Source organism: Erwinia sp. AnSW2-5 (genome assembly GCF_045107195.1).
In the GTDB taxonomy this organism is placed as follows: domain Bacteria; phylum Pseudomonadota; class Gammaproteobacteria; order Enterobacterales; family Enterobacteriaceae; genus Erwinia.
Window position 1 is genome coordinate 382,119 of sequence record NZ_JBJGXA010000002.1, and the last position, 24,408, is coordinate 406,526.

The following is a 24,408-nucleotide window of genomic DNA, read 5'->3' on the forward strand; positions in this document are numbered from 1 at the left end:
AATTAAGGGGGGAAATCAGTGTATTCCCGGTTATCTGACACAGGAAATGGCGAGTCAGTAAACCATCCTCAGTTGAATACACTATGCTTAACAATGCGGCAGGCAGCAGCGCCTGCGGCCATTGTTGCCGGTAAGCTCCAACGGGATACGGGCACAATGCAGTATGATGTCTTAACTATTCGGAGGTAAGAAATGGCAGAACATCGTGGTGGATCTGGAAATTTCGCTGAAGACCGTCAAAGAGCATCAGAAGCCGGACGCAAAGGCGGCAAGGTCAGCGGGGGGAACTTTAAGCATGATCCTCAGCGCGCCTCTCTGGCAGGCGAAAAAGGTGGCCGCAATAGTCGCGGGAGTAAAAGTAAAACCGACGACAGTGATTAAGCAGTAATGCCACCCGCCGCCGGGTTCTCCGGCGGTGTAAACACAACCCCATTTTCAACGCTTGACCCCCTGCAGCTAACCCAGCACACTGACGCCAAATTTCCAGCAGAGTGCGCCAATGTCCGGCTTTTTCTCGCGTTACAAATTTTCAGTGAACCCCCAGGAAGGGGTGCTTATCCTGATCACGATGGTTTGGGGAGGCACCTTCCTCGCGGTGCATCATGCGATGACGGTCAGCGGACCCTTCTTTTTTATTGGCGTACGTTTTGCTACGGCGGCGGTATTACTCGGACTGATCTCATGGCGCGTACTGCGGGGTGTCACCTGGTATGAGGTGAAAGCAGGGGCGCTGATTGGCCTGGCGATTGGCCTCGGATATGGTTTACAAACCTACGGCATGCAGACCATTACCAGCAGCAAATCGGCGTTTATCACGGCACTCTATGTGCCGCTGGTGCCTCTGTTGCAGTGGGTTTTCCTGGGCAGAATGCCTGGACTGATGTCATGGGTCGGGATCGTGCTGGCTTTTGGTGGCCTGCTGCTACTGGCGGGGCCGGAAGGCGGTGAGATGGCGTTCAACGCCGGTGAGATCGCGACGTTGTTGAGTACACTGGCCATCGCGGCGGAGATTATCCTGATCAGCGCCAGCGCGGGGAAGGTCAATGTACAGCGCGTCACGGTGATCCAGCTGGCCGCAGCCTCCCTCTTTGGCTTTGTGATGATGGTTCCAAATAATGAGTCGGTACCGCCGTTCAGCCCCTATCTGCTTTACAGCGCCATCGGGTTGGGCATCGCCAGCGCACTGATCCAGGTGACGATGAACTGGGCGCAGCGCAGCGTGTCACCGACACGAGCGACGGTCATTTATGCGGGTGAGCCGGTTTGGGCAGGGATTGTCGGGCGTATTGCCGGGGAGCGATTGCCGGGTATCGCCCTGCTGGGTGGGGCACTTATCGTACTGGGCGTGCTGATCAGTGAGCTGAAAGTGAAACGAAAGAAAAAGGCGAAGAGCGTCTCTTCGCCTTTGTAATGGCAGGTTATTGTCGCATCAGGCGCTACAGATCCTGACGCACTACGCTGCTGTCGCTGAGTGTGGCAGCGCGTTTATGGCTGAGGAGAGCATTCAGTAAAATGGCACCAAATGTTGCCGTGCCAATACCGCCAAGCGTGAAGCTGCCGATTTTCAGTGCGAAGTCTCCCGCACCCAGTACCAGTGTCACAGCAACCATAATCAGATTGCCGTTCTGGCTGAGATCGACGTGATTCTGTACCCAGATACGCGCACCGGCTACCGCGATCAAACCAAAGACCACAATCGACGCACCGCCGATAACCGGTCCGGGGATGGTGTGAATCAGTGCCCCAAATTTCGGTGAGAAGCCCAGCACCATGGCAATCACTGCCGCCGCGACAAACACCAGCGTGGAGTAAACTTTGGTCACTGCCATTACGCCGATATTTTCTGCGTAAGTGGTGACTCCGCTGCCGCCAACGCTGCCAGATAACATGGTTGCTACCCCGTCACCGACAAATGCCCGGCCCATATAAGGGTCAAGATTGCGTCCCGTCATACCGGCTACCGCCTTGATGTGCCCGAGGTTCTCCGCCACCAGGATCACCGCCACCGGAGCAATCATCACCATTGCCTGGGTACTGAACGTCGGGCTGGTGATCAGCGGCATGCCAAACCACGGCGCATTCGCCAGCAGGCTGAAGTCCACGGGTTTACCTAATCCGAAGCCGTTGGTCAGCAGCGCATAGATCGCCCAGGCGACAATCAGCCCCACGAGGATCAGCAGGCGCTGCACCATGCCCCGCGTGAACACCGCGACCACGCCGATACACAAGACGGTCATTACCGCCATCCAGCTATCGAACATCGAGGCTGAAACGCCGCGCACGGCAATCGGTGCCAGGTTCAGGCCAATCGCCATGACGACGGCTCCCGTTACCACCGGCGGCATCAATTTTTCTATCCAGCGGGTGCCGGCTTTCATCACCACAAAGCCGATCAGGGTATAGACCAGTCCGCAGGCAATGATGCCACCCAACGCCACACTGAGATTCGGGTTCAGACCCTGACCGCTAAAGCCGGTCACGGCGATCACCACGCCAACGAACGCCGCGCTGGAGCCAAGATAACTGGGTACGCGGCCTCCGGTGATCAGGAAGAACAGCAGCGTCCCCACGCCCGACATCAGGATAGACAGATTCGGGTCCAGTCCCATCAGCAAAGGCATCAACACGGTGGCACCAAACATGGCGACCGCGTGCTGCAGGCCCATCACTACCGTTTGCCCGAGGGGCAGCGTTTCATCAGGCGCGACAATACCGGTTGTCGCCGCCGTCGTTTTCGACCATTGAGGGAACCAGGAACCTGCCATCGTTATCTCCAGAGTGTGAGCACTGCTATTGACCGGCGAGTAAAGCCCGGTATCAGAAACTACGTTGTGGTAACGGGTGGTAGCCACGATCGAAATAGATCAGGCCATGACTGCTGTCGCTGAAAATCAGTGCCTGTGCTTCGCACACGAAAATATCGTGGGTGCCGACGCTCATCACCTGCGTTACCAGGCAGTCAAACGACACCAGTGCGCCGCTGAGAACCGGCGATCCGGTGACCAGTGTTGACCAGTCAGCGGCGATAAATCGATCGGCCATCGGCGTTTTGCCGCCGAACAGGTTAGATAACGCTTCATGACCGGACGCCAGCGTATTCACGCACAGCTGTCTGTTTTCTCTGAAGGTGTCATACACCGATGCGGATCGGTTCAGGCACACCAGCAGAGTGGGCGGCGTATCGGTGACGCTGCACACCGCCGAGGCGGTAAATCCGGCACGTCCGGCGGGGCCATCGGTGGTGATGATATTGACGGCGGCACCCAGGCGCGCCATTGCATCACGGAACTGTTGCTTCTCCACGCCGGCGATCTGCGGGGTGGGTGCCAGGGTATTCAGGGTTTCTGCCATAGTGGCTCCATATCAGCGGTATTCGCGGCCAGGCTGTCATTTTGCAGCCAGCTCGTCAGCAGGTGATTAAAGGTGGAAGCGTCGGTAACACTCATGGCATGGCCGCCCCAGTTCATTCGGTGCAGGGTCGCGTTCGGTAGCGCGGCCAGCAGCTGTTCGGAACAGGTCCAGGGCACCAGCAGATCGTCGCGTGAGCAGAGCAACAGCACGGGCTGGGTAACCTGCGCGGCATGAGAACTGAAGTCGCAGGCCATCAGCGCATGCAGGCGCTTGAGTAAGTTATCCCTACCCTGGAAATGCGCCGTATGCAGTGTGTCTTCGGCTTCGATGCGTGCCTGATGCTCCGACAGCCAGTCAGCGGGATAAAGAAACAGCGGCTGGGCGCGAACATACGCCTCGACCCCGACATTGAGCAGCAGATCCTGGCGCACGCGGAAACAGCGGCGGGTGTGGGCATCTAATCGCAGCCAGCCGTTCACCAGCACCAGTCGCGAGACGCGTTCGGGGTAGTCGAGTGCCAGTTGCAGGGCAACCATGCCACCGAGTGCGTGGCCAACGATATCGAACTGCATAATATTGTGCTGTTCCAGCAGCGTCGCCAGTTCGCTGGCCATCTGCGACATACTGTAGCCTTCAGGCAGCGTATCCGGGCTTTTTCCGGTGCCGCGCTGGTCGTAAACCACCACGCGAAACGCCGCACGCAGCGCATTCATTTGCGGCAACCAGAAACTCCCCAGCCCGCCCAGTCCGGCGGATAACACTACGGTTCTGGCCCCGGGATCGTCGCGGCCTGACAGCTCAATATGCATGGATGACTCCTTATTTTCCGATATGCGCCACGCTGGCGATTTCAATCAGCGCATCGGGCTTCACCAACCCGCACTGAATACAGAAGCGGGCGGGCTTTTCACCGGGGAAATAGTCGGCGTACACCGCGTTGACGGCAGCGTAGTTGCTCCAGTCGGTAATAAAAATCGAGTTAAAGGTCACGTCATCCATCGTGCCGCCTGCGGTTTCAATCACACTCTTAATCGTTTCCAGCACGTGGCGGGTTTGTGCGGCGGCATCTCCCACGTGAACCACGTTATTGTCTTTATCGAACGGCAGTGTACCGGACACATACACCACACCATCGGCCAGCGTTCCCGGAACAAAAGGGGCGATCGGCACGCTGGTGCCCGGTGGGGTAATAATCGTTTTTGGCATCGTTTCTTTCTCCGTTTAACAAGCAGGTGTCAGGCTGTCTGGGGCGTGGTGGCAGGTTCCGTTTGTAATGCCGAGCAGAAACTGCCGACGTCAGACACCCAGCCAAAGAAGGTTTCAATATTGAATATCGCGGCCTGCTGGGCAAACAGCGGGCCTGCCTGATAGGTGGCGTCTTCAAGGACGATGCCGAAGTATTCAAGGAAGAAACCATCACGCAGGGTGGACTCCACGCAAACGTTGGTGGCAATGCCGGTAAACACTAAATGACGGATCCCCCGGCTGCGTAACATGCTGTCGAGTGCGGTATTAAAGAAGCCGCTGTAGCGCGGTTTGGGCAGCACGATATCGCCCGGCTGTGGCGTTAGCTGATCGACCAGCTCATAATCCCAGCCGCCCTTTGCCAGCAGCGTGCCCTGCAGCTCCGGGTTCTGGCGCATGGTTTTCAGCGCATTCGATTTATGCCAGTTCGGTGAACCGGGTCCACCGGCTTCAACGTACTGATCGTCCCAGCCGTTCTGAAACCAGATCACCTGGATACCGGCCTTGCGGGCAGCCTTGACCGCCACATTGATCTGATCGATCACCGGGCGCGTGGCCGAAACATCAAACCCGGCGAGGTCGAGATAGCCGCCGGTGGTAGCATAAGCATTCTGCATATCGACGACGATCAGCGCAGTTTGCTCCGGCGGGAAGACAATCGCTTCCGGGCGCGCGGGCAGGGTAATGGCATTTTTTGTTGATGCGGTGGTGCAAACAACGGCAGGTTTGTTATGCATTATGCGACCTCCTGTGCAGCATCAATGACGTCGATACGGCACTGCATCAGCGGCTGGATACGCTCACCAAAGTTTTCAATCCCTTGCAGGAAGTCATCGAAGGTCAGCAGCACGCCATGAGTGCCTTCCACTGTGGCAACGTCGTCGAGCATCCGCGCCACGTTGGCATAGGAGCCAACGAGGGTACCCATATTAATATTCACGGCGGACGTCGGGTCGGCCATCTGGCGTACGTTGGTGTCACTACCGGAACGCTTATCCTGCTGGCTTTGTGTGGTCAGCCACGACAGCGCTTCTTCATCGGCACCGGCTTTGTAGTGTTCCCATTTAGCGCGTGCGGCCTCATCGGTTTCATCGGCGATGATCATAAACAGCACATAGGACCCGACATCGCGGCCTTGCGCATCGGCTGCGGTTTTCATCCGTGCCGCCGTGGGGGCGAAAGCCGTCGGCGTATTCACACCCTTACCGAAACAGAAGTTGTAGTCAGCGTGTTTGGCTGAAAACTCCATGCCGGCATCGCTCTGCCCGGCGCAGATGACCTTCATCGGTTTTTGCGGTTGCGGGCTGAGGCGGCAGTCATTCATGGTAAAGAACTCGCCTTTCAGGTCGGACTTACCCTTGCCCCACAGGTCGCGCAGGACGCTGACATATTCAGTCAGATAGTCGTAGCGGCGTGAGAAGTATTCATCACCCGGCCACAGGCCCATCTGGTCGTATTCCGGTTTCTGCCAGCCGGTCACCAGGTTGACGCCAAAGCGGCCATTAGAGATAGAGTCGATGGTCGATGCCATGCGGGCAACAATCGCCGGAGGTAAGGTCAGGGTGGCGGCGGTGGCGTAGATCTCAATGCGTGAGGTGACGGCCGCCAGGCCTGCCATCAGGGTAAAGGACTCAAGGTTATGATCCCAGAATTCAGTTTTACCGCCAAAGCCGCGCAGTTTGATCATCGAGAGCGCAAAATCGAAATGATAGTGCTCTGCTTTCTGCACAATCGCTTTGTTCAGTTCAAAGGTCGGCATGTACTGCGGCGCGTTTTGTGAAATCAACCAGCCGTTGTTACCGATCGGGATAAAAACACCAATTTTCATGTGACATCCTCTGCTTGCGTGAAAGAGTGAATCCCGGCGCTGCGGTGCATCCTGCAGTGTCCTTTGAAGCGGCGCTGTGAATCAGATTGCAAAGGCTGTGCCAGTATTAAAATTGTTTTTTAAAACAGTGAGTTGTTTTTTAATTGTAAAATTCAGGTGGAGTAAGTGGTCCAATTCAGACCATTTGGTAAAAAATGTTGCACAAAAAGCATGCGGGGATGGTCAATAAAAGTGCATGCTTTCGGATCCGCTCTGATTAGGTATGCGCCAGGTGTTTTGCTATTATCCCCGGAACCCACATGGATCATGGAGTCACGGTGAATTCTACTGATAAGTTACCGGCTAAAGCCCCGACGCGTCGTTCCCGCGCAGTGGCAGCAAAGCGTTCCGCTATTCTCTCTGCGGCGCTGGAGTTTTTCTCGCAGTTCGGTATTCATGGCACCAGCCTGGACAAGGTGGCCGAACGTGCAGATGTATCGAAAACCAATCTGCTGTACTACTTTCCCTCTAAAGAAGAACTCTATATTGCCGTGCTGAAGGACCTGCTGGATGTCTGGCTGGCACCGCTGCGCGCGCTGCGCCACGACCAGCATCCGCTGGAGGCGATACGTGACTATATTCGTCTTAAGCTGGAGGTCTCGCGCGATCATCCTCAGGCTTCACGTCTGTTTTGCATGGAGATGCTACAGGGGGCACCGCTGCTAAAAGCCGAACTGGCAGGGGATTTGCGTCACCTGGTCGAGGATAAGGCCGCTGTAATAGAAACCTGGGTTTTACAGGGTAAACTGGCCGCCGTTCAGCCTCATCATCTGATCTTTATGTTATGGGCCACGACGCAGCACTATGCGGACTTCGCCACCCAGGTGGAGGCGATAACCGGACAAACTCTGAACGATGAAGGCTTCTTTAATCAGACGGTCGACAATGTGCAGCGTATGGTGATTGAAGGTATCCGCGTACGTTAAGAGCCGTGATGAACAGGGAGCGATGATGGATTCCATTTCACAACTGGTACTGGGTGCATCGGTCGTGGTTGCCGTCATGGGGCGCAAAGTCCCGGTATGGCAAGCTGCCAGCGTGGGGGCGGTCTGCGGTACGCTGCCCGATCTGGATGTCTTTATCGATCACGGCGATGCCATCCGCAATATGACCCTGCACCGCACCGAGAGCCATGCGCTGTTCTGGCTGACGCTGGCTTCGCCACTGATCGCCTGGCTATGCAGCCGCCTGTGCCGCCAGCCGCAGGCGTATGGGCGCTGGTGGGCGGCGGTGTGGCTGGCACTGATTACCCATCCTCTACTTGACCTGACCACCGTGTACGGCACGCAGTTAGCGTTGCCTTTTACCGATCGTCCTTTTGCCATTGGCAGCATGTTTATCATTGATCCGCTCTACACTCTGCCTTTGCTGGCCGGGCTGGTGGTGGCACTGGCATGGCGAAACCGTCGCGGACGGCGCTGGAATACGCTGGGCTTAAGTCTGAGCTGCCTGTATCTGGTCTGGAGCATGGTGGCGCAGGCGTGGGTCACGAGCGAGGTGAAGCAACAGCTGGTCAAGCAGCAGGTAGAAGCAGAGCGACTGCTGGTGACACCGACCGCATTTAACACCTTACAGTGGCGCGTGGTGGTGATGTCAGCCGATCATTATCAGGAAGGATTCTGGTCGTTATTGAGCCCGGGTAAGCCGCTGGCGCTCAGCACCCATGATAACGGCAGCGCATTGTATCAACAGTTCAGCAGTAACTGGTATGTGCAGCGCGTGGCCTGGTTCAGTCGTGGTTTTTATGCGATGAAGCGGGTGGGGGATCACATTATGATCACTGACCTGCGAATGGGGGAAGAACCCAACTACAACTTTACCTTTGATCTTGGCCCTGAGCCGTTAAACGACGGGCCGTTTAAACCGGAACGTTTACCGGTTCAGCGCCCGCCGCTGGGGCAGGCGCTGCATAAACTGTGGTCACGATTCTGATGTAACGGGTCAGGCTTGTCTGACCCGTTGTCCATCAAGCCGCTTTACGCTGACGCAGGAACCATCCCACGGCCAGAATGATAAACCACAGCGGCGTGACCATGAGCGCCTGACGGGTATCCTCTTGCAGCGTTAACAGCACCAGCACAAAGGCAAAGAAGGCCATACACACCCAGCACATAAACGTGCCCAGCGGCATTTTATAACTGGATGCTGCGTGGCGTTCCGGATGCTTCTTGCGGTAGGCAAGGTAAGAGCAAAGGATAATCGTCCAGACAAACATAAACAGAATGGCAGAAACCGTGGTGACCAGCGTAAACACCGTCATCACATTGGGGATCAGGTAAATCAGCGCCACGCCGCCTAACAGGCACAGGCAGGAGAAGAACAGGCCTGTGGTTGGCACCGAACGGCGTGACAGCAGCCCAAAGCGACGGTGTGCCACTCCCTGCTGCGCCAGACCGTACAACATACGGCTGGTGGAAAAGATGCCGCTGTTAGCCGATGAGGCCGCCGAGGTCAGCACCACAAAGTTCACGATGCTTGCTGCTGCCGGTAAACCAATCAGCATAAACATTTCAACAAACGGGCTACGGTCTGCCACCACCTGGTCCCACGGCGTCACTGCCATAATCACCATCAACGACAACACATAGAACATAATGATGCGCAACGGGATGGCATTGATAGCACGCGGCAGAACGGTTTTTGGATCATGGGTTTCTGCCGCCGCAGTACCAACCAGTTCAATACCCACAAAAGCAAACACGGCAATCTGGAAGCCGGCGAAGAAACCGCTCAGTCCTTTCGGGAACATCCCACCGTGATCCCAGATGTTACTCAGGGACGCAGTACCGCCGCCCGGTGATGGATAGTGCATCGCGACCAGCACAATGCCGGTGGCAATCAGTGCCACAATCGCGACGATTTTAATAATCGCGAACCAGAATTCCATCTCGCCGAACAGTTTCACTGTCGCGATATTGAGCGACAGGAAAACCACGATGCACAGCAGGGCGCTCATCCAGATCGAGAAATCCGGGAACCAGAGCTGGAAATAGGAACTGATGGCGACCACATCGGCAATCCCGGTGACGACCCAGCAGAACCAGTAAGTCCATCCGGTGAAATAGCCCGCCCACGGACCCAGCAGGTCGGCGGCGAAATCGCTAAAAGATTTGTACTCAAGATTAGAGAGCAGCAGTTCGCCCATCGCACGCATAACGAAGAACAGCATAAAACCGATGATCATATACACGAAAATGATCGACGGCCCGGCAAGGCTGATCGTTTTTCCTGATCCCATAAACAGACCGGTGCCGATGGCGCCGCCGATGGCGATCAGCTGAATATGACGATTGTGCAGATTGCGCTGGAGCTGGTCCGGTCCTTTTTCAGAGGTAGCCACCTCTTTTGATTGATCAACCATTAACGGGTTTCCTGTCCTGTGGTGTTGATTATGAAAGCTCTGATGGCTTTTCGTGTGTCTGATGTTGTTGAGGTTAGAGCGATCAAGAGCTTAACGTAAAATCCCGGCTGATAAAGCAAAAATGCAGCTAAACGACGATAACGTAGCGTCATATGCTTAAAAACCCGGCATCACTTCTGTTAGTAGGGGAAAAGGAGGGGAGGTGAAGCGGTTTGCCATTCCTGGCGTCAATAAAAGACGCAAAGCGCGATGAAGAGTATTGATATAGTCCTATGCAATTAATGATGAATAAAACCGATGCATTTGTCGGGCATACGCTCATGCTGCTTGTTGCAAAATGCGGGTAATCGCAGAGACGTATTCTGGCATAACAATGTGCAGCAGAACTGAAGATGAAAAGATGACGACACAGATTGTGTATCCCGCCATTAATTCCATGTAAGGATTGTGGGTTTATCTGCTGTTTCTACATATTTATTAATCTATTGCGTGAAAGCCAAATGGTGAAAGGAGTAAGGTAATTAATAGTAATATCAGTATCTTTTGACTTTAACCTGAACCAGGTGCATTTTTATCCCTGAATGAAAGCACTGAAATACTGTAAAACTATTGTGTGTAAACTCAATGGCAAACGGGTCAAAATTATTGAATGTTTATAGGAAAAATCCTATTCTAACCCGGTGTGGTGAGAGGTGCGTTAAATCGATGTATCTTGTTGGCGACACTGAGAAAAAAAGATTTCACAGGTTATTATCGGTCTGATGTCCTTTTTCTGGGCTTATTTTTCTGGTGGTTTTTTATGCCCAAACAGATCAATACCTGAGCGTTGCAACTGTTTCTGCCAGAAATATCACTCTGTACAATTAAAAATTTTACTCGATTTTATTCATTTTTTTACTGCCATATTCACAATGACAATTATAATCAGGGCGAGGATTTTTCCCGTCAGACTGAGGCATTAATGACATCTGAGAGCTATTTCAGTTGGCGAAACAGGATGCAATTGGCTTTTCGTACGGGAAGCAAAATCGCTCATATTACCAGGGTAATTGAGCAACAGGCGACGGAGTTGGAATTCGATTTTTATGCCCTGTATATTCGCCACCCCGTTCCTTTTACCCGGCCAAAAACTTTTTTTTACAGCAATTATCCGCAGAAGTGGATTGAGTATTATTTGCATAAAGATCTCGTTCAGCGCGATCCCGTGTTGAAGAAATGCCGTTCACCGGGTGCAATATGGTTGTGGGGAGAGGATATGACCACCGAGGGGCAGTTCGTTCTGCAAGCAGCCAGGGAACATGGTATTTATCAAGGTATTTCTTGTTCCGTGATGGCGAAAAACAGATCCGTAGGTATATTATCACTGTCTTCTGCTGATTCTTCTAAAATGATAGCGTTAACGACAGAACTTGAACTTAAACTCCAGTATATTTCGGAGCTTTCTATGGCAGCACTGATCGAAATGGATGATATTTCGATGTTAGCAACCAAACTGGAATTAAGTGAAAGAGAACTCGAAATTCTCAAATGGACCGCAGAGGGAAAAACATCAGCAGAAATATCACTGATCCTCTCAATTTCAGAGAATACCGTTAATTTTCACCAGAAAAACATGCAAAAACGATTTAATGCACCAAACAAAACGCAAATTGCCTCTTATGCCGCAGCAATCGGTTTAATCTGAAAGAGGATGCAACTACCAAATTTGGTAGTTTCGAATTGCCACCCGGTTGTCTACCCTGCGCCCAGGGTAACAACCCTGCCCGAACCGTCAGGAGCGGCGCTCACGAGGGAATGCGACAGGGGATCATATGAAGATTATCCAGACCAAGCTGAAGGACATGCCGTCATCTTTACTTGCAGAGTTAGGAAGTTATCGCTACAGCGTCTTCGCCAGAGGTGAAGGTTGGTCGATTCCGTCTCGTCTCAGTACCCCGGGCCAGGAGTACGATCGTTTTGATCGCTCCGATGTGATCTGGTTGATCGCCTGGACTGCGCAGTTTGGTATCTGTGGCTGTGCGCGTTTAATGGCATGGCAGGATCCAGACAGCAATCGTTCAGCCGCAGGGGCTGAAAATAGTAACAATGAAAGTGATATCGTTTGGGAGATGTCTCGCTTCTCCGCGCGGCTTGAAATTGATGCGGAGCTGCCGCTGAACATTTTATGGCATGCGGTGCAGCTGGCTGAACAGTCAGGCATACGGTATCTCTACAGCGCGGCAACGCCGATGCTGGAGCAGATGTTTGAACGGCATCAGGTGAACTACGATCCGCTCACGCCGGGGATCATCCAGTCAGAAGATAACCTGTTTGCAGTCAAAATACCGATTGGTCAGCCGAACCTGGCTGAAAAGTTCCACGGTGCGCGTCGCTTCCGGCCAGAAGAAGTGCTGCCTACGCTTGGCGTATCGGTTAGCTGGGGGCCACGCGGGCGCTGAGTTTATTGTTAATGCCATTTTGACCACAGTGTGATCAGCACCCATGCTGCCACACTCCAGCATACTACGGCTGCCAGCAGTGCCAGTGGCAGCCGCATCATAGTAATACAATACCAAAGTGCCAGCAGATAGATGAAGTAGGGCAGAATCGCCCACATGCCAAAGATGATGGTGGTTCGCAGCGCATCGATGCCACGATCGCTGGCCACAATATAGTGGGCTATCAGTGCGAAGGTGGGAAACAGCGGAATCAGTCCGGCGAGATAGTAGTGGCGGGTTCTTGACAACAGGCCGATTAACACCACGACCGCCGCACCCAGTATTGCTTTGAAAAGTAAGCCCATTGCTCTGTTCTGTCAGTGAAAACACTACCCTGTGACAAAACGGATAAAAAAGCAACGGGCGTTTAACGCGGTAGGAAGGGCGGGTGTATTACTGGCGATAAGCGTGTTTGATCTGCTTAACCGTATTGCTGAACACTTCTGCCTGCTGCTGGTCTTCCAGCGCGGCAATGTAGCGCTCCATATTGATGATGACTTTACCGGCATCTGCCTGACCCATACCTTTCAGCATCAGCGTGACCAGTGCTTTCATGCACGTCACTTCGTTAGCCAATGCCTGCACTTCTTCGCTGGTTGAAAAGTCAGTCTCGCTCATGATCTCTCCCGATAGTCTTTGAAAAAACAGTGCTTCCGGTTTGTAGACCAGGCACATAAAGTGTTCGAAACTATATCATATAATGGCATGAATAAATCACTGCGCAGGTTAACATAAACCATAAAACAATCGGTTGTACCGTAGTGTCATGTCAAGTTGTAGACAGTGCTAAAATTTAAAAATATTGGCTGTGGTAAACTGAAAAATAGCATTTTTATACAACTTATTGTAATTTATAATTAATTTTATTATCACCCCCGTTAGGGGCATTCTTAACGGCCTAAAAGATTAACGTTTACATGATACATCTTTGCATTAATGGCGAATTTACATGCTATTTAGCGCCTGCTGATAAATTAGATTGGGTATAAAGTTCGACATTATTTCTGTTCTAACAGCCGTCAAAAAGTAGTAACATCATCTGCCTGCCAATGTGATTTTCGCCACCTGCCTTAGCCACTTAAGGAGCATCGTTTGATAAGCGTTTTTCTTGTTGATGACCATGAGCTGGTACGCGCAGGTATTCGTCGCATCCTGGAGGATATCAAAGGTATCCAGGTTGTTGGAGAAGCGAACTGCGGTGAAGATGCGGTAAAATGGTGTCGTGCTAACAGTGCCGATGTGGTGCTGATGGACATGAATATGCCGGGTATTGGCGGACTGGAAGCAACCCGCAAGATTATCCGTTATACGCCGGACTGCAAAATCATCATGTTAACAATTCATACAGAGAACCCGTTGCCAGCGAAAGTGATGCAGGCGGGGGCTTCTGGTTATCTCAGCAAAGGGGCGGCGCCGCAGGAAGTGATTAGCGCGATTCGCTCAGTCAACTCGGGGCAGCGCTATATTGCCTCCGATATTGCGCAACAGATGGCACTTAGCCAGATCGAACCGCAAAAAGCGGAATCGCCGTTCAACAGTTTGTCGGAACGCGAGTTGCAGATTATGCTGATGATTACCAAAGGCCAGAAAGTGACGGAAATTTCCGAACAGCTGAATCTGAGTCCCAAAACTGTTAACAGCTATCGTTACCGCATGTTCAGCAAACTGAATATCAGTGGTGACGTGGAGTTAACGCACCTGGCCATTCGTCATGGCCTTTACAGCGCGGAGCCGTTAATCAGTAGTGAATGAACAGTTTGATGCACAGTATTTCCTGAAAACCGTCACCAGCCAGCCCGGCGTTTACCGGATGTACGATGCTGCTGGTACTGTTATCTACGTTGGTAAAGCGAAAGATCTTAAAAAACGTCTCTCCAGCTATTTCCGCGGGAATCTCACCAGTCGTAAGACGGAAGCGCTGGTGGCGCTCATTTGCCAGATAGACGTGACGGTGACCCATACGGAAACCGAAGCGTTGCTGCTGGAACATAACTACATCAAACTTTACCAGCCGCGCTATAACGTGCTGCTGCGTGACGATAAATCCTACCCCTACATCTTTCTGAGCGCGGATGCACATCCGCGTCTCGCCAGCCATCGCGGTGCCAAGCATGCGAAAGGGGAATACTTCGGTCCTTTCCCTAATGGCTATGCGGTGCGAGAGACGTTATCGCTGTTGCAAAAAATCTTCCCGGTGCGCCAGTGTGAAAATAGTGTTTATCGCAACCGCTCGCGCCCGTGCCTGCAATACCAGATTGGTCGTTGTCTTGGGCCCTGTGTTAAGGGACTGGTGGCGGAAGATGAGTATGCGCGCCAGGTCGACTATGTGCGCATGTTCCTTTCCGGCAAAGACGATCAGGTCCTCAACCAACTGGTTGCACGCATGGAGCATGCCAGCCAGGAAATGCGTTTTGAAGAGGCCGCTCGCCTGCGCGATCAGATACAGGCGGTGCGCCGTGTGACGGAAAAACAGTTTGTCTCCAATCAGGGGGACGACCTTGACGTCATCGGTGTTGCGTTTGACTCAGGAATGGCCTGCCTGCACGTGTTGTTTATTCGGCAGGGCAAGGTCCTGGGCAGCCGCAGTTATTTCCCGAAAGTACCCAGTGGCACCGAGTTGGCTGAAGTCGTGCAGACGTTTGTGGGGCAGTTCTATTTACAGGGCAGCCAGGCACGCACGTTGCCCGCTGATATTCTGCTGGATTTCCAGTTGCCGGAAAAAGATCTGCTGGCGGATTCACTGACAGAGCTTGCCGGACGGCGTATCGCGATCCAGAGCAAACCACGTGGCGACCGCGCCCGTTACCTCAAGCTGGCCCGCACCAATGCCGCTACGGCGCTGGTCACGCGTCTGGCGCAGCATTCCACCCTACATCAGCGGCTGGCAGCACTGGCCGAAACCCTGAAGCTGCCGGCTATACGTCGTATGGAATGTTTTGATATCAGCCACACGATGGGTGAGCAGACGGTCGCTTCCTGTGTGGTATTTGACGCCAACGGGCCACTGCGCAGTGAATATCGTCGTTATAACATCACTGGCATCACGCCCGGTGATGACTATGCGGCAATGAACCAGGTGCTGCGTCGACGTTATGGCAAGGCGATTGAAGAGAGCAAAATCCCCGACGTTATTCTGATCGATGGTGGTAAGGGCCAGCTTTCACAGGCGAAAGAGGTTTTCGCTGAACTGGATGTTGCCTGGGATAAAAATCATCCTCTCCTGTTGGGGGTGGCAAAAGGTACCGATCGTAAAGCGGGGCTGGAAACGCTGTTCCTTGAACCAGAAGGTGAGGGATTCGCATTACCGCCAGACTCTCCGGCGTTACATGTTATCCAGCATATTCGTGATGATTCTCACAATCATGCAATAACAGGCCATCGTAATAAACGGGCTAAAGTGAAGAACACCAGTGCGCTGGAGACCATTGAAGGGATCGGTCCAAAACGGCGTCAGATGCTGCTCAAGTACATGGGAGGCCTGCAACCGTTGATAAATGCTTCAATGGAGGAAATCGCCAGTATCCCTGGGATTTCCCATGCGCTGGCTGAAAAAATCTTCTATGCGCTGAAACACTAAGCATTGCAACACCCGTAGCAATGTAGGAACATAGGGACAAATTCTACTCTGTCCAAACAGTTAGCGTAATTATGCCATTTAATATCCCGACCTTACTTACTCTGTTTCGCGTTGTATTAATCCCATTCTTTGTGCTGGCATTTTACCTGCCATTTCAATGGGCTCCACTGGCATGCGCGCTGATTTTCATCTTCGCTGCAGTGACTGACTGGTTCGATGGTTACCTTGCCCGCCGCTGGAAACAAACGACTCAGTTTGGGGCGTTCCTCGACCCTGTCGCCGATAAAGTGATGGTGGCAATCGCATTGGTGCTGGTGGCGGAGTATTTCCACTCCTGGTGGATCACCTTGCCTGCCGCCACGATGATTGCCCGTGAAATCATCATTTCCGCTCTGCGTGAGTGGATGGCTGAAATTGGCAAACGCAGCAGTGTGGCCGTATCGTGGATAGGTAAAGTCAAAACCACAGCCCAGATGTTGTCACTGTTTGCGCTTTTATGGCGTCCGAACAGCATTGTTGAGGGTGTCGGCGTTGCTGCGTTGTACATTGCCGCTGTGCTCACATTCTGGTCAATGTTCCAGTATTTGAGCGCTGCACGGGGTGATTTGCTCGAACGGTGATCGAAGCGACTTAAAAAGCAGCAAACGGATGCATTGTGAGGATAATTTGGTTGACTCATTGCGCCAGAACAGTAGAATGCAACGCATCGAAAGGCAGCTCAGGCAGCCAGAAGATAAAGCAAATCAGCAAGTTCTGAAGGTTTGTTTAAAACCGACTTAATGCTGGTGGCAATGCGGGAATAGCTCAGTTGGTAGAGCACGACCTTGCCAAGGTCGGGGTCGCGAGTTCGAGTCTCGTTTCCCGCTCCAAATTAGTTGCCAGAGATGACTCTCTGATGACAAAAAAGAATGAAAGGCGCGTTGGCAGAGTGGCCATGCTACGGATTGCAAATCCGTCTACCTCGGTTCGACTCCGGGACGCGCCTCCAATTAACACCCATGCCCGGGTGGTGAAATCGGTAGACACAAGGGATTTAAAATCCCTCGGCTTATGGCTGTGTGGGTTCAAGTCCCACCCCGGGCACCATATTTTCAGTACCGATTAAAACGAATAAAAACAAGCAGTAAGCAATGTCGTAACCGCCCCGAAAGGCGGTTTTTTTACGTCTAAAAATACTCTTTCAGAATATACCTTCAGAATATTCACCGCCATATTACTGCCCACCTACGACCGGAACGATGCTGATTTTTCTATTGTACCTCGCCGTTTGCTCAACATTTTTATGGCCCGAAATCGCCTGTTTATCGTAAATGTTGCCTGACAGGTCAGAGATGCCTTTAGCTTTCAAGTCATGAAATGTGAAATCAAAATCCATATCCGGGTAAGCTGCCTTGGCTGCCTGCTTTGCTTTCATCCAGCGACTGTTAAAACCGTCACGAGTGTATTTGGAGCCTGATGGCTGGTGGATGACATAAAGGCTACTCATGCCGCTCTTTAATGGGAGGGATGCGCATTCCTTTATCACGGCTTCAAGTCGTGGACTCCAGCCTTTAATCTGCGCGACACTCGTTTTACTCTGCTTAATCATGATCCCTTCTTCAACCAGCTGCCCCTTTTTCATTTCCAACACATCAGCCTGGCGAGCGCAGCAAAGATAGGCGAGTTCCATTGCGACCCGAACCACTGCCGGTGCAATGGAGTAGAGGGCAGCATACTCAGCATTTGTGATGTATCGATCACGCGCAACCTCCCTGAACTGTTTCACTCCTTTGCACGGGTTTCCTTTCACCTTTCCACGCTCAAATCCCCAGCGAAAAACGCGGGACATAAACGCTTTTTCTCTGTTGGCCTGCGTCCTACTTTTGATGCCACGCTTATCCAAATATTTACGTACATGCTCTGGTTTAATAGAGTCTGACGGCATTTTCCCGAAAACCGAGATCACCTTCAGTGAGTACTTTCTGTAATCTTTCTGCGTTTCTGTAGCGAGTTCGAAAAAGTCAGCAGATTTGAAAAAGTTATCAACGAGGCCAGAAAAAGTGTTCTCATCACTGCGATCATTGATCAGAGACTCATATGCAGCCCATACCTGTGACTGAGTAGACGTGATGTCGCAAAGGCGTATGGTACCGCCGTTCTTCGGTTTGAATTCAAATGCAGACCTGCCCCGGTAAGTCCGGGGAGGCATCCACTGATCTTCTTTATTTACCCTGACTCGCGCCATTAATTATCTAATGCTCCAAAGTTCGGTTCGAAACCCTCAGCTGGGGCTACATGACGCCGCGAAAGAGGATCGTTGAAATGCTGCCATGTCGTTCTTGGCCTGCCGTCACGGCGGATAATGAAAAACACACCCGCGCTTTTCAGGCATTCGCATTGCTTTGATGGCATTTGATAGCCGGTCAGCTCTTGAATGTCAGCGTCTGAAATAATTCCTTCCTGATTTGCCTGTGCCATTTTGTCTCCGCAACCCGCTGCATCGGGTAGTTAAAGGCCGTGACATGTCACGGCGTTAATTTCACGTCATACCATCCATTACGCACCCAGCACGCCACTTCCTTCTGTAATGGACAGAGCCTGCCTGGCACGCTGCGCGGCTTTACGCTCTGCTGCTGACTTAGCCATAACGTGGCCTCCATTCATCGCATGACAAATCCCGGCAGCCTTCGAAGTCATACGGATTTTCCTGCCAGCTAATTTTCCCACAGCCGGGACAGTTCCAACGCGTTTTCCCAGACGAGCCTTTACGGCGTTGCTGGCGCTTAAGCCAGTCAGGCATACGGAGCCCCGCACCCTGGACCATTGATCGCCGGTTAAGCAGGCCGATATCAAACGTACGCCGTTTATGCACATCAGCCAGCGCCAGTGGTAACCATACCAAGCCATTTTCTGAGACGTCAGGCTGGCTGAATACTCTGGCCTTGCTGAAATCGTCTGTAGGAATTAGGTCACTCAGCCAGAAGACGTCATTACCATTCCAGCGACCTTTGACGAATGCCACGTACGAACTGCACCCAGGCTTTACGGTGTTTTCGCAGGGAATGTACTGATGATCTACATGCCATTTTGCAGCATCGTCGATATCATCAGCCGCGATAGGCAATTCAATTTCTCTACCAGAATCCCAGGCATGTTGAGCTTGAGCTAGGCTGTAAACCTCAGCACGGTCTAAATTGGAGCTGTAGCCGTTTCCATTCTTGCAGTGGAACGACATATTGCTGCCGACAGTTTCACGCAAACAGGCTAAATAAAAACGATCACGCATCAACACCTCCCGGCGCTGGCGTTGCTGCCAGCATGGCCTTGTACAAACTTACTGGCAGAAAAGCCTCGCCTTCATGGTGTTTGATAGCTGCATCGATCATTGACCAATGTGGCTCAAGCGGAACCAGCTTCCACCCATCCGGCGTGCTGGCCGCTGGCTGTGGGCCCAATGCAGCATCTCGCCGTGCAAGTTCGGCCTCTGCCGCTTCCAGGCGCTCAATCAGAGCTATCACAGTATCGGGGTTGGATGCAGCTATGAATCGTGCGTTACGTGCTTTCTGCTTCTTACTACAATCGACACCGTCGAAACCCATCCAATCGATGATGTCTCCACAGCGTTGATCTTCTGGTGTATGGATGGAGAATACGTTTGCTTTTTCATTGATAAAAGCTCGCCACACCCCACCGGTAGCCCGCTGAGCCAGCTCTTTTAACTGTTGTGTGTTCATTGCTGCTCTCCTGCCTGCGATTTCTCACGAAATCGTGATGGACTCCAATCGCAGACTTCATCGTCGGGGATATGACCGAACATCATTGTGCAGCGACGAGCGTGTACGCAGTCGCCACATGTTTTCCCTTCGGGAAGGTTCATTCCATCATCGCGATCAGTACGACGCATCGGCTCTCTGCCTGTGCTCATAAAACCTCCCCAGCGCGAATTCTGGCCCGAACTTCATCTGCATAGTCGCGCTTGAATTCAGCCTCATCAGCATTCGGCAGGAACTCAATCGCAGAAAGAACCGCACCGGAGATGTCATAAGCCATTGCTGGAGTGTCATTGATGAAACCAGACTCCCATGCCGCCAGTATTCTGTTTGCTGCGAAGTGAATGCCCTCAGCGCGTGATGTTTCGACAATCTCGCGGATAGCGGCGTCTGTGGCTGGGGTTTCTGGTTTAATGGCAGCCAGTACGGCGCGGATAACATCACTATCGTTATCAACCCATGACCATGAGCCAGTGTCATCCCAGTCGTGATCCATGATGGCAGTTTCAGTGAAGGCCTCTACCGCCTCTTCAGAAATTTCCTCAGTATTGAATACAGACTTCAGCGCCACATTCTCAGCAGCCAGCGCCCGCACCTGCTCCTGAAGCGCGGCAATCGCATCGACCAAATCTTTAGGTGATACGTCATCAGCATCAGCACCAAATCCCAGCACCTCACGAACATACTTTGATTCATTCTGCCTCTGGTCAGCCCAAGCAGGTGACATTGAGTAGCGGGATAGCGTTTCATTCAGCGCATCGCGCTCAACATAAACAGCCATTGCTGCTTCAGCATCTTCGCGAAACGCCAGGTCAATGATGCCCTGACTCAACCCTGCATCGTCACGCACATACAGCGTCCAGAACTGAGCTTCGCTGTCATCACATGTCACTGTCTCGCTGCCGTTGTCTTTGCAGCCTGATACGTAGTAGCTCATGGCTGCGCCTCTACAGAACGAAGCCAGATGCAAACCGAGCCATCTTCAGTGTCGTGAATTGAGCCTACGAACCATCCTTCGCCAGCTGGTGGTTCTGGCTCCCATGATGAGAGGTCAAACCCATCGATATCAGGATCGACTTCTTCCTCGTCACGATAAGTCACGTACCACTGCAAGCACGGCGACTCCATCCACTGATTTAATTCAGCATAAGCGATAAACTCGCGGCCATCACAGAACGCCAGATAATCGGGGTGAGTCCAGTATCCACACTGATCGCGTTGCACTTCGATTGGTTTAATCATGATTTCACCTTTAACTGGTTCCAGCGGTTAATGAACATCGCCTGTGCGGTTTTTGGAGGAAGAGGCGTTATCAGGAAGGGATCGAGTTCAATGCCATCAAGGCAGGGCCAGCGAATGCCATCATCCAACCCTAAATCCCGGCGTTCTGTACCGAGCATCACTAAATCAGCGTGTTTAACTTCTGGTGACATAGCTGGTGGAAGTCCGAACTTAGCCCTGATGACTGCATCGACGCGTTCTTCGATTGCCTGATAGTCGGGCAGCAGGGCTTTCAGCGGAGAATTGATATCACTGCAATACGCTTCAGTGGCATCGTGTAACAGACCTTCCAGGGCGAATTCAGCAGGAACCAGATAGCTGACGCGAACGGAGTGCTGTGCAACGCTGTAGAAGTACGACACATGACCAGTGAACCGGCAGATATTTGAAAGCGCCCCGGCAATATCTTCAATGCAGACCGTATCTGCCTGCGGATTGATGAAATCGAAGTGCTTTCCGGTGAGAGTCGTTATCCAGGACATTATTTATCTCCCACAGCAGACGTGATCAGTCGCTGCCAGATAACTGACACGTACTGAGCCTGATGAACTGCATCAGCCAGGGCGTTATGACGATCACCGGTGAATGGCATATCAATTTTTGGATTAATACCCATCTGGCGGCCTAGCTCTACCATCGTTCTGACGCATCGGTCTTTGTAGAATGGCCAGAAAGCAGGGAAGCCAATACGCTCATATGCAGCGCGAAGCACAACGTTATCCAGTGATGGTCCGTTACCCCATACCTGAACGTTACCTTCCGACTTGTTCTCACTAACGAAAATGCTCAACTCATGAAGAGCAACAAAGATGCTGGTCACAGCTGTCGCTACCTCAGAACGCGCCTCGCTGGACTGCTGGAGCCACCAAACGATTGTGTCCGGGTCTGGTGTCGCGCCAAGGTTCATCTCGCTTGCCAGCAATACCGTTTTTGAATACTGAGCACCGAGCTCTCCGGTCGATGGTTCGAAGAACACTGCACCGATCGCTACGATAGGGGCGTTAGGTTTATTACCCATAGTCTCCAGGTCGATCATTAAATGGTTCATGGCTTATCCTGATTTCAGGTTGCACGAATCCCTAACCGAAGGCGGTTATATTTCGTGAACCTGATGATTTTTATTAAATGGCTGGTGGATCACTGCATTAATCCACAGCCGTCTCCGCTGAGTGCGTGGTGACCGGTACTGATTCCGGCATTGCATGAATTGTGTTACCTGCGCCGTAGCATTAGGCTCATGCATTACACATCGATTGCGCATCAGCCTGCGCATTCACCACATCGGCAAGGGCATTCGCTTCACGTCTCTAAAGCGTTCGAAAACACCCGTGTTACAAAAGCCCTTGCCTGATGTGACCAGCGCCACCGCAGCAGCGCGGGTGTTTACAGAATTTCAGGGCGAAATGGTGCGCCAGCGTAAAGGTAAAATGGAACATATCGAACATGAAAAATCTCTTCTGGTGCATCGTCTGCGCAAGCGTCACGCAAATACATGGCTGATTCGCTGGCAGCGTCGATGGAACCCAGCGCCGCAACTCGGCGGGTACAAATCACTTCATTGCTATTACGGATAACCTGGTATGCCCCAAAGTGTTTAACTGGCTGGATACCTTTTTTCATCGTCTCTACTCCGCTAAGTGGCTGACCATGTATGCATTAAAAAGGACGGTCAAACAGAGCTGGACCTACTTACCCTGGATGGTAAAACCCTGCTGACCGTCAAGACTACACACAGCGTTTATATGTGGAGGTAACATTTATTACCCTACCTCAATACGTAAAAGGTAATCAAAGTTACTTTTGATGTCAACAGTTGAGGTAACAAAAGTTACCTACAGGGGCAAAATAAAACCCACCGGAGTGGGCTTATTTATACGTCTTGGCTTATCTGTACGACTCTTCCGAGTATCCGGCAGTTGTCATCACATTGAATTGGTTTGAAATTTGGGTTAAGCGGCATCAAATAGCAGTATGGGCCATCAACCACCATCTTTTTCACCGTTGCCTCTGAGCTTCCATCAACAATGGCTACAACAATCTTCCCATTCAACTCTTCTGTCGACCCGTAGTGAGGTTCAACGATAACTGTCGACCCCTCAGGGATGCTGGGGTAACCAGCAGGGTTAGTCATAGACTCACCACGCACATCAAGAGCGAACGCGTCTTCCGATACCTTCACAGTCGTAGAGCACCATCTAATTACATCACTCAGGCGCGCTGAAGCATAAGAGTCGGTCCATGATCCAGCTTGAACTGATGAAATCACAGGGACACTTACCATAGACGGAGTGACTGGTTTTAGCTTTGTATCGTCTTGCGGGTTACTACCCGTGCCGTAAAGAATCCATTCAGGAGTACAAGACAACGCATTTGCCAGTTGATGAAGATTTTCACCGGCCGGCTTAACGGCTCCGCTTTCCCATTTGGTAACGGATACCCGGCTAACACCCAGCATTTTTGCCAGCTGGTGCTGCGCAAGCTCCAACTGTAAACGCCTTTGTCTTATTCGATCATTCATCTCGGTTTTCATGTAACCAATGTTACTAGAATCCGATGTAAAAGGTGTTTGCGTAATTAGGTAACTTTTGTTACCTTCATCTGAATTCAAATGAGGAGCCATAAATGTACAAGAACCTTGTAGTCCAGTATTTCGGGGGTGTCGTTAAAGTTGCCGAGGCGTTGGGCCTCAAACACCCAGCAGTTTCCCGCTGGGGCAACGTCATCCCAGAAAAACAGGCGATGCGCCTGGAGCGCATTACCAAAGGAGCTCTGCGTTACGAGCCAAAGCTCTACATCTCTGACGTTAACAAAAAGGCCTCGGCCTGATAACTACCAAAAGGACAGGGAAATGGTGGAATTACAGCAGATCGTGATTCAGGCATGCAGGAGCTACGAAGGTACGAACGCTCAGATAGCTGAACTGATGGGGTTGAAATACAGCGAGTTTAACAACCGTTTGCACATGAAGAACGGCACACGCTTCTTCGACATGGACCAGCTTGCGTACATGCAGCACGTGGTGGGTTATCCGTTCCTGGCTGATTACTTTGCATCACAGTTTGGAATGTTGGTGGTTGATAACCCGACTCCAGAGCTGGTGGACAATGTGGATTTATTAACTCTTCAGATGCGCGCTGATGCAGCGAGAGGCCTGGCAGCTCAAGGCAAGCTGGATGCTGAGGAGGATGGAGTAGTTGAGTACCACGAACTGAAATCAGTAACACAGAGCTTCATGAAGTCCATTCGTTATATGAAGCAGGGTGTACTGATGTGGGCAGCGTTGCACGGCATGCAGGCCGAAGCAGCAGATTTACTGGTGGGCAGAAAAGTTGATGCCCAGGAGATTGCAGCCCCTGGGCATCGGCGCACTTAAGTCACTTCGCGGAGACAATAAGCACATGAACACTTTACTAAAAAAAGCGGGTATACCGCAAATGCGTTGTAGAGCAATGCCAGGCGGTAAGTCCCCGGCCTCATTCTCGTATGAAGCAAGATTACCG

Annotated in this window: 30 protein-coding genes and 3 tRNA genes; 15 read left to right on the top strand and 18 right to left on the bottom strand. The window is 52.0% G+C overall.

Going from position 1 to position 24,408, the window contains the following annotated elements; genetic code table 11:
• Nucleotides 1-192 precede the first annotated feature (192 nt).
• Nucleotides 193-381 carry a general stress protein gene (locus ACFL9S_RS03355; RefSeq protein WP_405260275.1) on the top strand — a complete coding sequence of 63 codons (189 nt, stop codon included), beginning with the start codon at nt 193-195 and terminating at the stop codon, nt 379-381.
• 118 nt (nt 382-499) lie between these two features.
• A complete protein-coding gene (locus ACFL9S_RS03360) occupies nt 500-1,411 on the top strand; it encodes a DMT family transporter (protein ID WP_405260276.1) in 912 nt (303 codons plus the stop codon).
• A 25-nt stretch (nt 1,412-1,436) separates the two neighbouring features.
• Here the strand turns inward: ACFL9S_RS03360 and rutG are convergent, their stop codons facing one another.
• Genes rutG through rutA form a run of 6 tightly spaced genes read right to left on the bottom strand, consistent with a single transcriptional unit; the run spans nt 1,437 to nt 6,424 of the window.
• Nucleotides 1,437-2,765 (bottom strand): pyrimidine utilization transport protein G, encoded by a 1,329-nt coding sequence (gene rutG, locus ACFL9S_RS03365; RefSeq protein ID WP_405260277.1) that lies wholly within the window; start codon nt 2,763-2,765, stop codon nt 1,437-1,439.
• A 52-nt stretch (nt 2,766-2,817) separates the two neighbouring features.
• Nucleotides 2,818-3,351 (bottom strand): NADH-dependent FMN reductase RutF, encoded by a 534-nt coding sequence (gene rutF / locus ACFL9S_RS03370; protein WP_405260278.1) that lies wholly within the window; start codon nt 3,349-3,351, stop codon nt 2,818-2,820.
• Nucleotides 3,336-4,160: a pyrimidine utilization protein D gene (gene rutD / locus ACFL9S_RS03375; RefSeq protein ID WP_405260279.1), complete on the bottom strand. Its 825-nt coding sequence runs from the start codon at nt 4,158-4,160 to the stop codon at nt 3,336-3,338. Before rutD ends, rutF begins: the two co-directional genes overlap by 16 nt.
• A 10-nt stretch (nt 4,161-4,170) precedes the next feature.
• Nucleotides 4,171-4,557 carry a pyrimidine utilization protein C gene (gene rutC, locus ACFL9S_RS03380; protein WP_133840972.1) on the bottom strand — a complete coding sequence of 129 codons (387 nt, stop codon included), beginning with the start codon at nt 4,555-4,557 and terminating at the stop codon, nt 4,171-4,173.
• 29 nt (nt 4,558-4,586) lie between these two features.
• Nucleotides 4,587-5,333, bottom strand: a complete 747-nt coding sequence (gene rutB / locus ACFL9S_RS03385) for a pyrimidine utilization protein B (protein WP_405260280.1) — start codon at nt 5,331-5,333, stop codon at nt 4,587-4,589.
• Nucleotides 5,333-6,424 (bottom strand): pyrimidine utilization protein A, encoded by a 1,092-nt coding sequence (gene rutA / locus ACFL9S_RS03390; RefSeq protein WP_405260281.1) that lies wholly within the window; start codon nt 6,422-6,424, stop codon nt 5,333-5,335. Before rutA ends, rutB begins: the two co-directional genes overlap by 1 nt.
• Nucleotides 6,425-6,723: 299 nt before the next feature.
• Between rutA and rutR the strand changes: the two genes are divergently transcribed.
• Nucleotides 6,724-7,389 carry an HTH-type transcriptional regulator RutR gene (gene rutR, locus ACFL9S_RS03395; RefSeq protein WP_405260282.1) on the top strand — a complete coding sequence of 222 codons (666 nt, stop codon included), beginning with the start codon at nt 6,724-6,726 and terminating at the stop codon, nt 7,387-7,389.
• A gap of 25 nt (nt 7,390-7,414) precedes the next feature.
• Nucleotides 7,415-8,395: a metal-dependent hydrolase gene (locus ACFL9S_RS03400; protein ID WP_405260366.1), complete on the top strand. Its 981-nt coding sequence runs from the start codon at nt 7,415-7,417 to the stop codon at nt 8,393-8,395.
• Between the two features lie 34 nt (nt 8,396-8,429).
• Here the strand turns inward: ACFL9S_RS03400 and cycA are convergent, their stop codons facing one another.
• Nucleotides 8,430-9,824: a D-serine/D-alanine/glycine transporter gene (gene cycA / locus ACFL9S_RS03405; RefSeq protein ID WP_405260283.1), complete on the bottom strand. Its 1,395-nt coding sequence runs from the start codon at nt 9,822-9,824 to the stop codon at nt 8,430-8,432.
• 961 nt (nt 9,825-10,785) lie between these two features.
• Between cycA and sdiA the strand changes: the two genes are divergently transcribed.
• The gene (gene sdiA, locus ACFL9S_RS03410) at nt 10,786-11,508 is read left to right on the top strand and encodes a transcriptional regulator SdiA (protein WP_405260284.1); all 723 of its coding nucleotides are present in this window, start codon (nt 10,786-10,788) and stop codon (nt 11,506-11,508) included.
• Nucleotides 11,509-11,635: 127 nt separating this feature from the next.
• Complete coding sequence (locus tag ACFL9S_RS03415) at nt 11,636-12,262, top strand: autoinducer synthase (protein WP_405260285.1); 627 nt, start codon at nt 11,636-11,638, stop codon at nt 12,260-12,262.
• A gap of 8 nt (nt 12,263-12,270) precedes the next feature.
• On the opposite strand, the gene ACFL9S_RS03420 is transcribed toward ACFL9S_RS03415, so the two are convergent.
• Complete coding sequence (locus ACFL9S_RS03420; protein ID WP_405260286.1) at nt 12,271-12,606, bottom strand: GlpM family protein; 336 nt, start codon at nt 12,604-12,606, stop codon at nt 12,271-12,273.
• Nucleotides 12,607-12,694: 88 nt separating this feature from the next.
• A complete protein-coding gene (locus tag ACFL9S_RS03425; RefSeq protein ID WP_133840962.1) occupies nt 12,695-12,919 on the bottom strand; it encodes a DUF2594 family protein in 225 nt (74 codons plus the stop codon).
• Between the two features lie 474 nt (nt 12,920-13,393).
• Between ACFL9S_RS03425 and uvrY the strand changes: the two genes are divergently transcribed.
• The 6 genes from uvrY to ACFL9S_RS03455 all read left to right on the top strand — a co-directional run bounded on the left by uvrY (nt 13,394) and on the right by ACFL9S_RS03455 (nt 16,964).
• A complete protein-coding gene (uvrY, locus tag ACFL9S_RS03430) occupies nt 13,394-14,053 on the top strand; it encodes a UvrY/SirA/GacA family response regulator transcription factor (protein WP_159337109.1) in 660 nt (219 codons plus the stop codon).
• Complete coding sequence (uvrC, locus tag ACFL9S_RS03435) at nt 14,046-15,878, top strand: excinuclease ABC subunit UvrC (RefSeq protein ID WP_405260287.1); 1,833 nt, start codon at nt 14,046-14,048, stop codon at nt 15,876-15,878. The genes uvrY and uvrC overlap by 8 nt, the downstream gene beginning before the upstream one ends.
• 71 nt (nt 15,879-15,949) lie before the next feature.
• Nucleotides 15,950-16,498 carry a CDP-diacylglycerol--glycerol-3-phosphate 3-phosphatidyltransferase gene (gene pgsA / locus ACFL9S_RS03440; RefSeq protein ID WP_133840959.1) on the top strand — a complete coding sequence of 183 codons (549 nt, stop codon included), beginning with the start codon at nt 15,950-15,952 and terminating at the stop codon, nt 16,496-16,498.
• 173 nt (nt 16,499-16,671) lie between these two features.
• Nucleotides 16,672-16,747 (top strand) — tRNA-Gly (locus ACFL9S_RS03445).
• Between the two features lie 45 nt (nt 16,748-16,792).
• A tRNA-Cys gene (locus ACFL9S_RS03450) sits at nt 16,793-16,866 on the top strand.
• Nucleotides 16,867-16,878: 12 nt separating this feature from the next.
• Nucleotides 16,879-16,964 (top strand) — tRNA-Leu (locus tag ACFL9S_RS03455).
• Nucleotides 16,965-17,091: 127 nt separating this feature from the next.
• Here the strand turns inward: ACFL9S_RS03455 and ACFL9S_RS03460 are convergent.
• The 8 genes from ACFL9S_RS03460 to ACFL9S_RS03495 all read right to left on the bottom strand — a co-directional run bounded on the left by ACFL9S_RS03460 (nt 17,092) and on the right by ACFL9S_RS03495 (nt 21,956).
• Nucleotides 17,092-18,102, bottom strand: coding sequence for a tyrosine-type recombinase/integrase (locus tag ACFL9S_RS03460; protein ID WP_405260288.1), 1,011 nt, complete (start codon nt 18,100-18,102; stop codon nt 17,092-17,094).
• Complete coding sequence (locus ACFL9S_RS03465) at nt 18,102-18,335, bottom strand: DUF4224 domain-containing protein (RefSeq protein ID WP_259149061.1); 234 nt, start codon at nt 18,333-18,335, stop codon at nt 18,102-18,104. The genes ACFL9S_RS03460 and ACFL9S_RS03465 overlap by 1 nt, the downstream gene beginning before the upstream one ends.
• 160 nt (nt 18,336-18,495) lie before the next feature.
• Nucleotides 18,496-19,143: a hypothetical protein gene (locus tag ACFL9S_RS03470; protein WP_405260289.1), complete on the bottom strand. Its 648-nt coding sequence runs from the start codon at nt 19,141-19,143 to the stop codon at nt 18,496-18,498.
• Nucleotides 19,136-19,591 carry an ead/Ea22-like family protein gene (locus ACFL9S_RS03475; protein ID WP_405260290.1) on the bottom strand — a complete coding sequence of 152 codons (456 nt, stop codon included), beginning with the start codon at nt 19,589-19,591 and terminating at the stop codon, nt 19,136-19,138. Before ACFL9S_RS03475 ends, ACFL9S_RS03470 begins: the two co-directional genes overlap by 8 nt.
• Before the next feature lie 187 nt (nt 19,592-19,778).
• Nucleotides 19,779-20,564: a hypothetical protein gene (locus ACFL9S_RS03480; protein ID WP_405260291.1), complete on the bottom strand. Its 786-nt coding sequence runs from the start codon at nt 20,562-20,564 to the stop codon at nt 19,779-19,781.
• Entirely contained in the window at nt 20,561-20,869 is a 309-nt protein-coding gene (locus tag ACFL9S_RS03485) for a hypothetical protein (RefSeq protein WP_405260292.1), read from the bottom strand. The genes ACFL9S_RS03480 and ACFL9S_RS03485 overlap by 4 nt, the downstream gene beginning before the upstream one ends.
• On the bottom strand, nt 20,866-21,390 hold the full coding sequence (locus ACFL9S_RS03490) for an HD family hydrolase (RefSeq protein WP_405260293.1): 525 nt from the start codon (nt 21,388-21,390) through the stop codon (nt 20,866-20,868). The genes ACFL9S_RS03485 and ACFL9S_RS03490 overlap by 4 nt, the downstream gene beginning before the upstream one ends.
• On the bottom strand, nt 21,390-21,956 hold the full coding sequence (locus ACFL9S_RS03495; protein WP_405260294.1) for a 3'-5' exonuclease: 567 nt from the start codon (nt 21,954-21,956) through the stop codon (nt 21,390-21,392). The genes ACFL9S_RS03490 and ACFL9S_RS03495 overlap by 1 nt, the downstream gene beginning before the upstream one ends.
• A 205-nt stretch (nt 21,957-22,161) precedes the next feature.
• On the opposite strand from ACFL9S_RS03495, the gene ACFL9S_RS03500 reads away from it, so the two are divergent.
• On the top strand, nt 22,162-22,482 hold the full coding sequence (locus ACFL9S_RS03500) for a hypothetical protein (RefSeq protein ID WP_405260295.1): 321 nt from the start codon (nt 22,162-22,164) through the stop codon (nt 22,480-22,482).
• A gap of 296 nt (nt 22,483-22,778) precedes the next feature.
• Here the strand turns inward: ACFL9S_RS03500 and ACFL9S_RS03505 are convergent, their stop codons facing one another.
• Nucleotides 22,779-23,438, bottom strand: coding sequence for a LexA family transcriptional regulator (locus ACFL9S_RS03505; protein WP_259150531.1), 660 nt, complete (start codon nt 23,436-23,438; stop codon nt 22,779-22,781).
• A gap of 92 nt (nt 23,439-23,530) precedes the next feature.
• On the opposite strand from ACFL9S_RS03505, the gene ACFL9S_RS03510 reads away from it, so the two are divergent.
• Complete coding sequence (locus ACFL9S_RS03510; protein ID WP_259149082.1) at nt 23,531-23,734, top strand: Cro/CI family transcriptional regulator; 204 nt, start codon at nt 23,531-23,533, stop codon at nt 23,732-23,734.
• 22 nt (nt 23,735-23,756) lie between these two features.
• Nucleotides 23,757-24,281: a YmfL family putative regulatory protein gene (locus ACFL9S_RS03515; protein ID WP_259149083.1), complete on the top strand. Its 525-nt coding sequence runs from the start codon at nt 23,757-23,759 to the stop codon at nt 24,279-24,281.
• Nucleotides 24,282-24,408 lie beyond the last annotated feature (127 nt).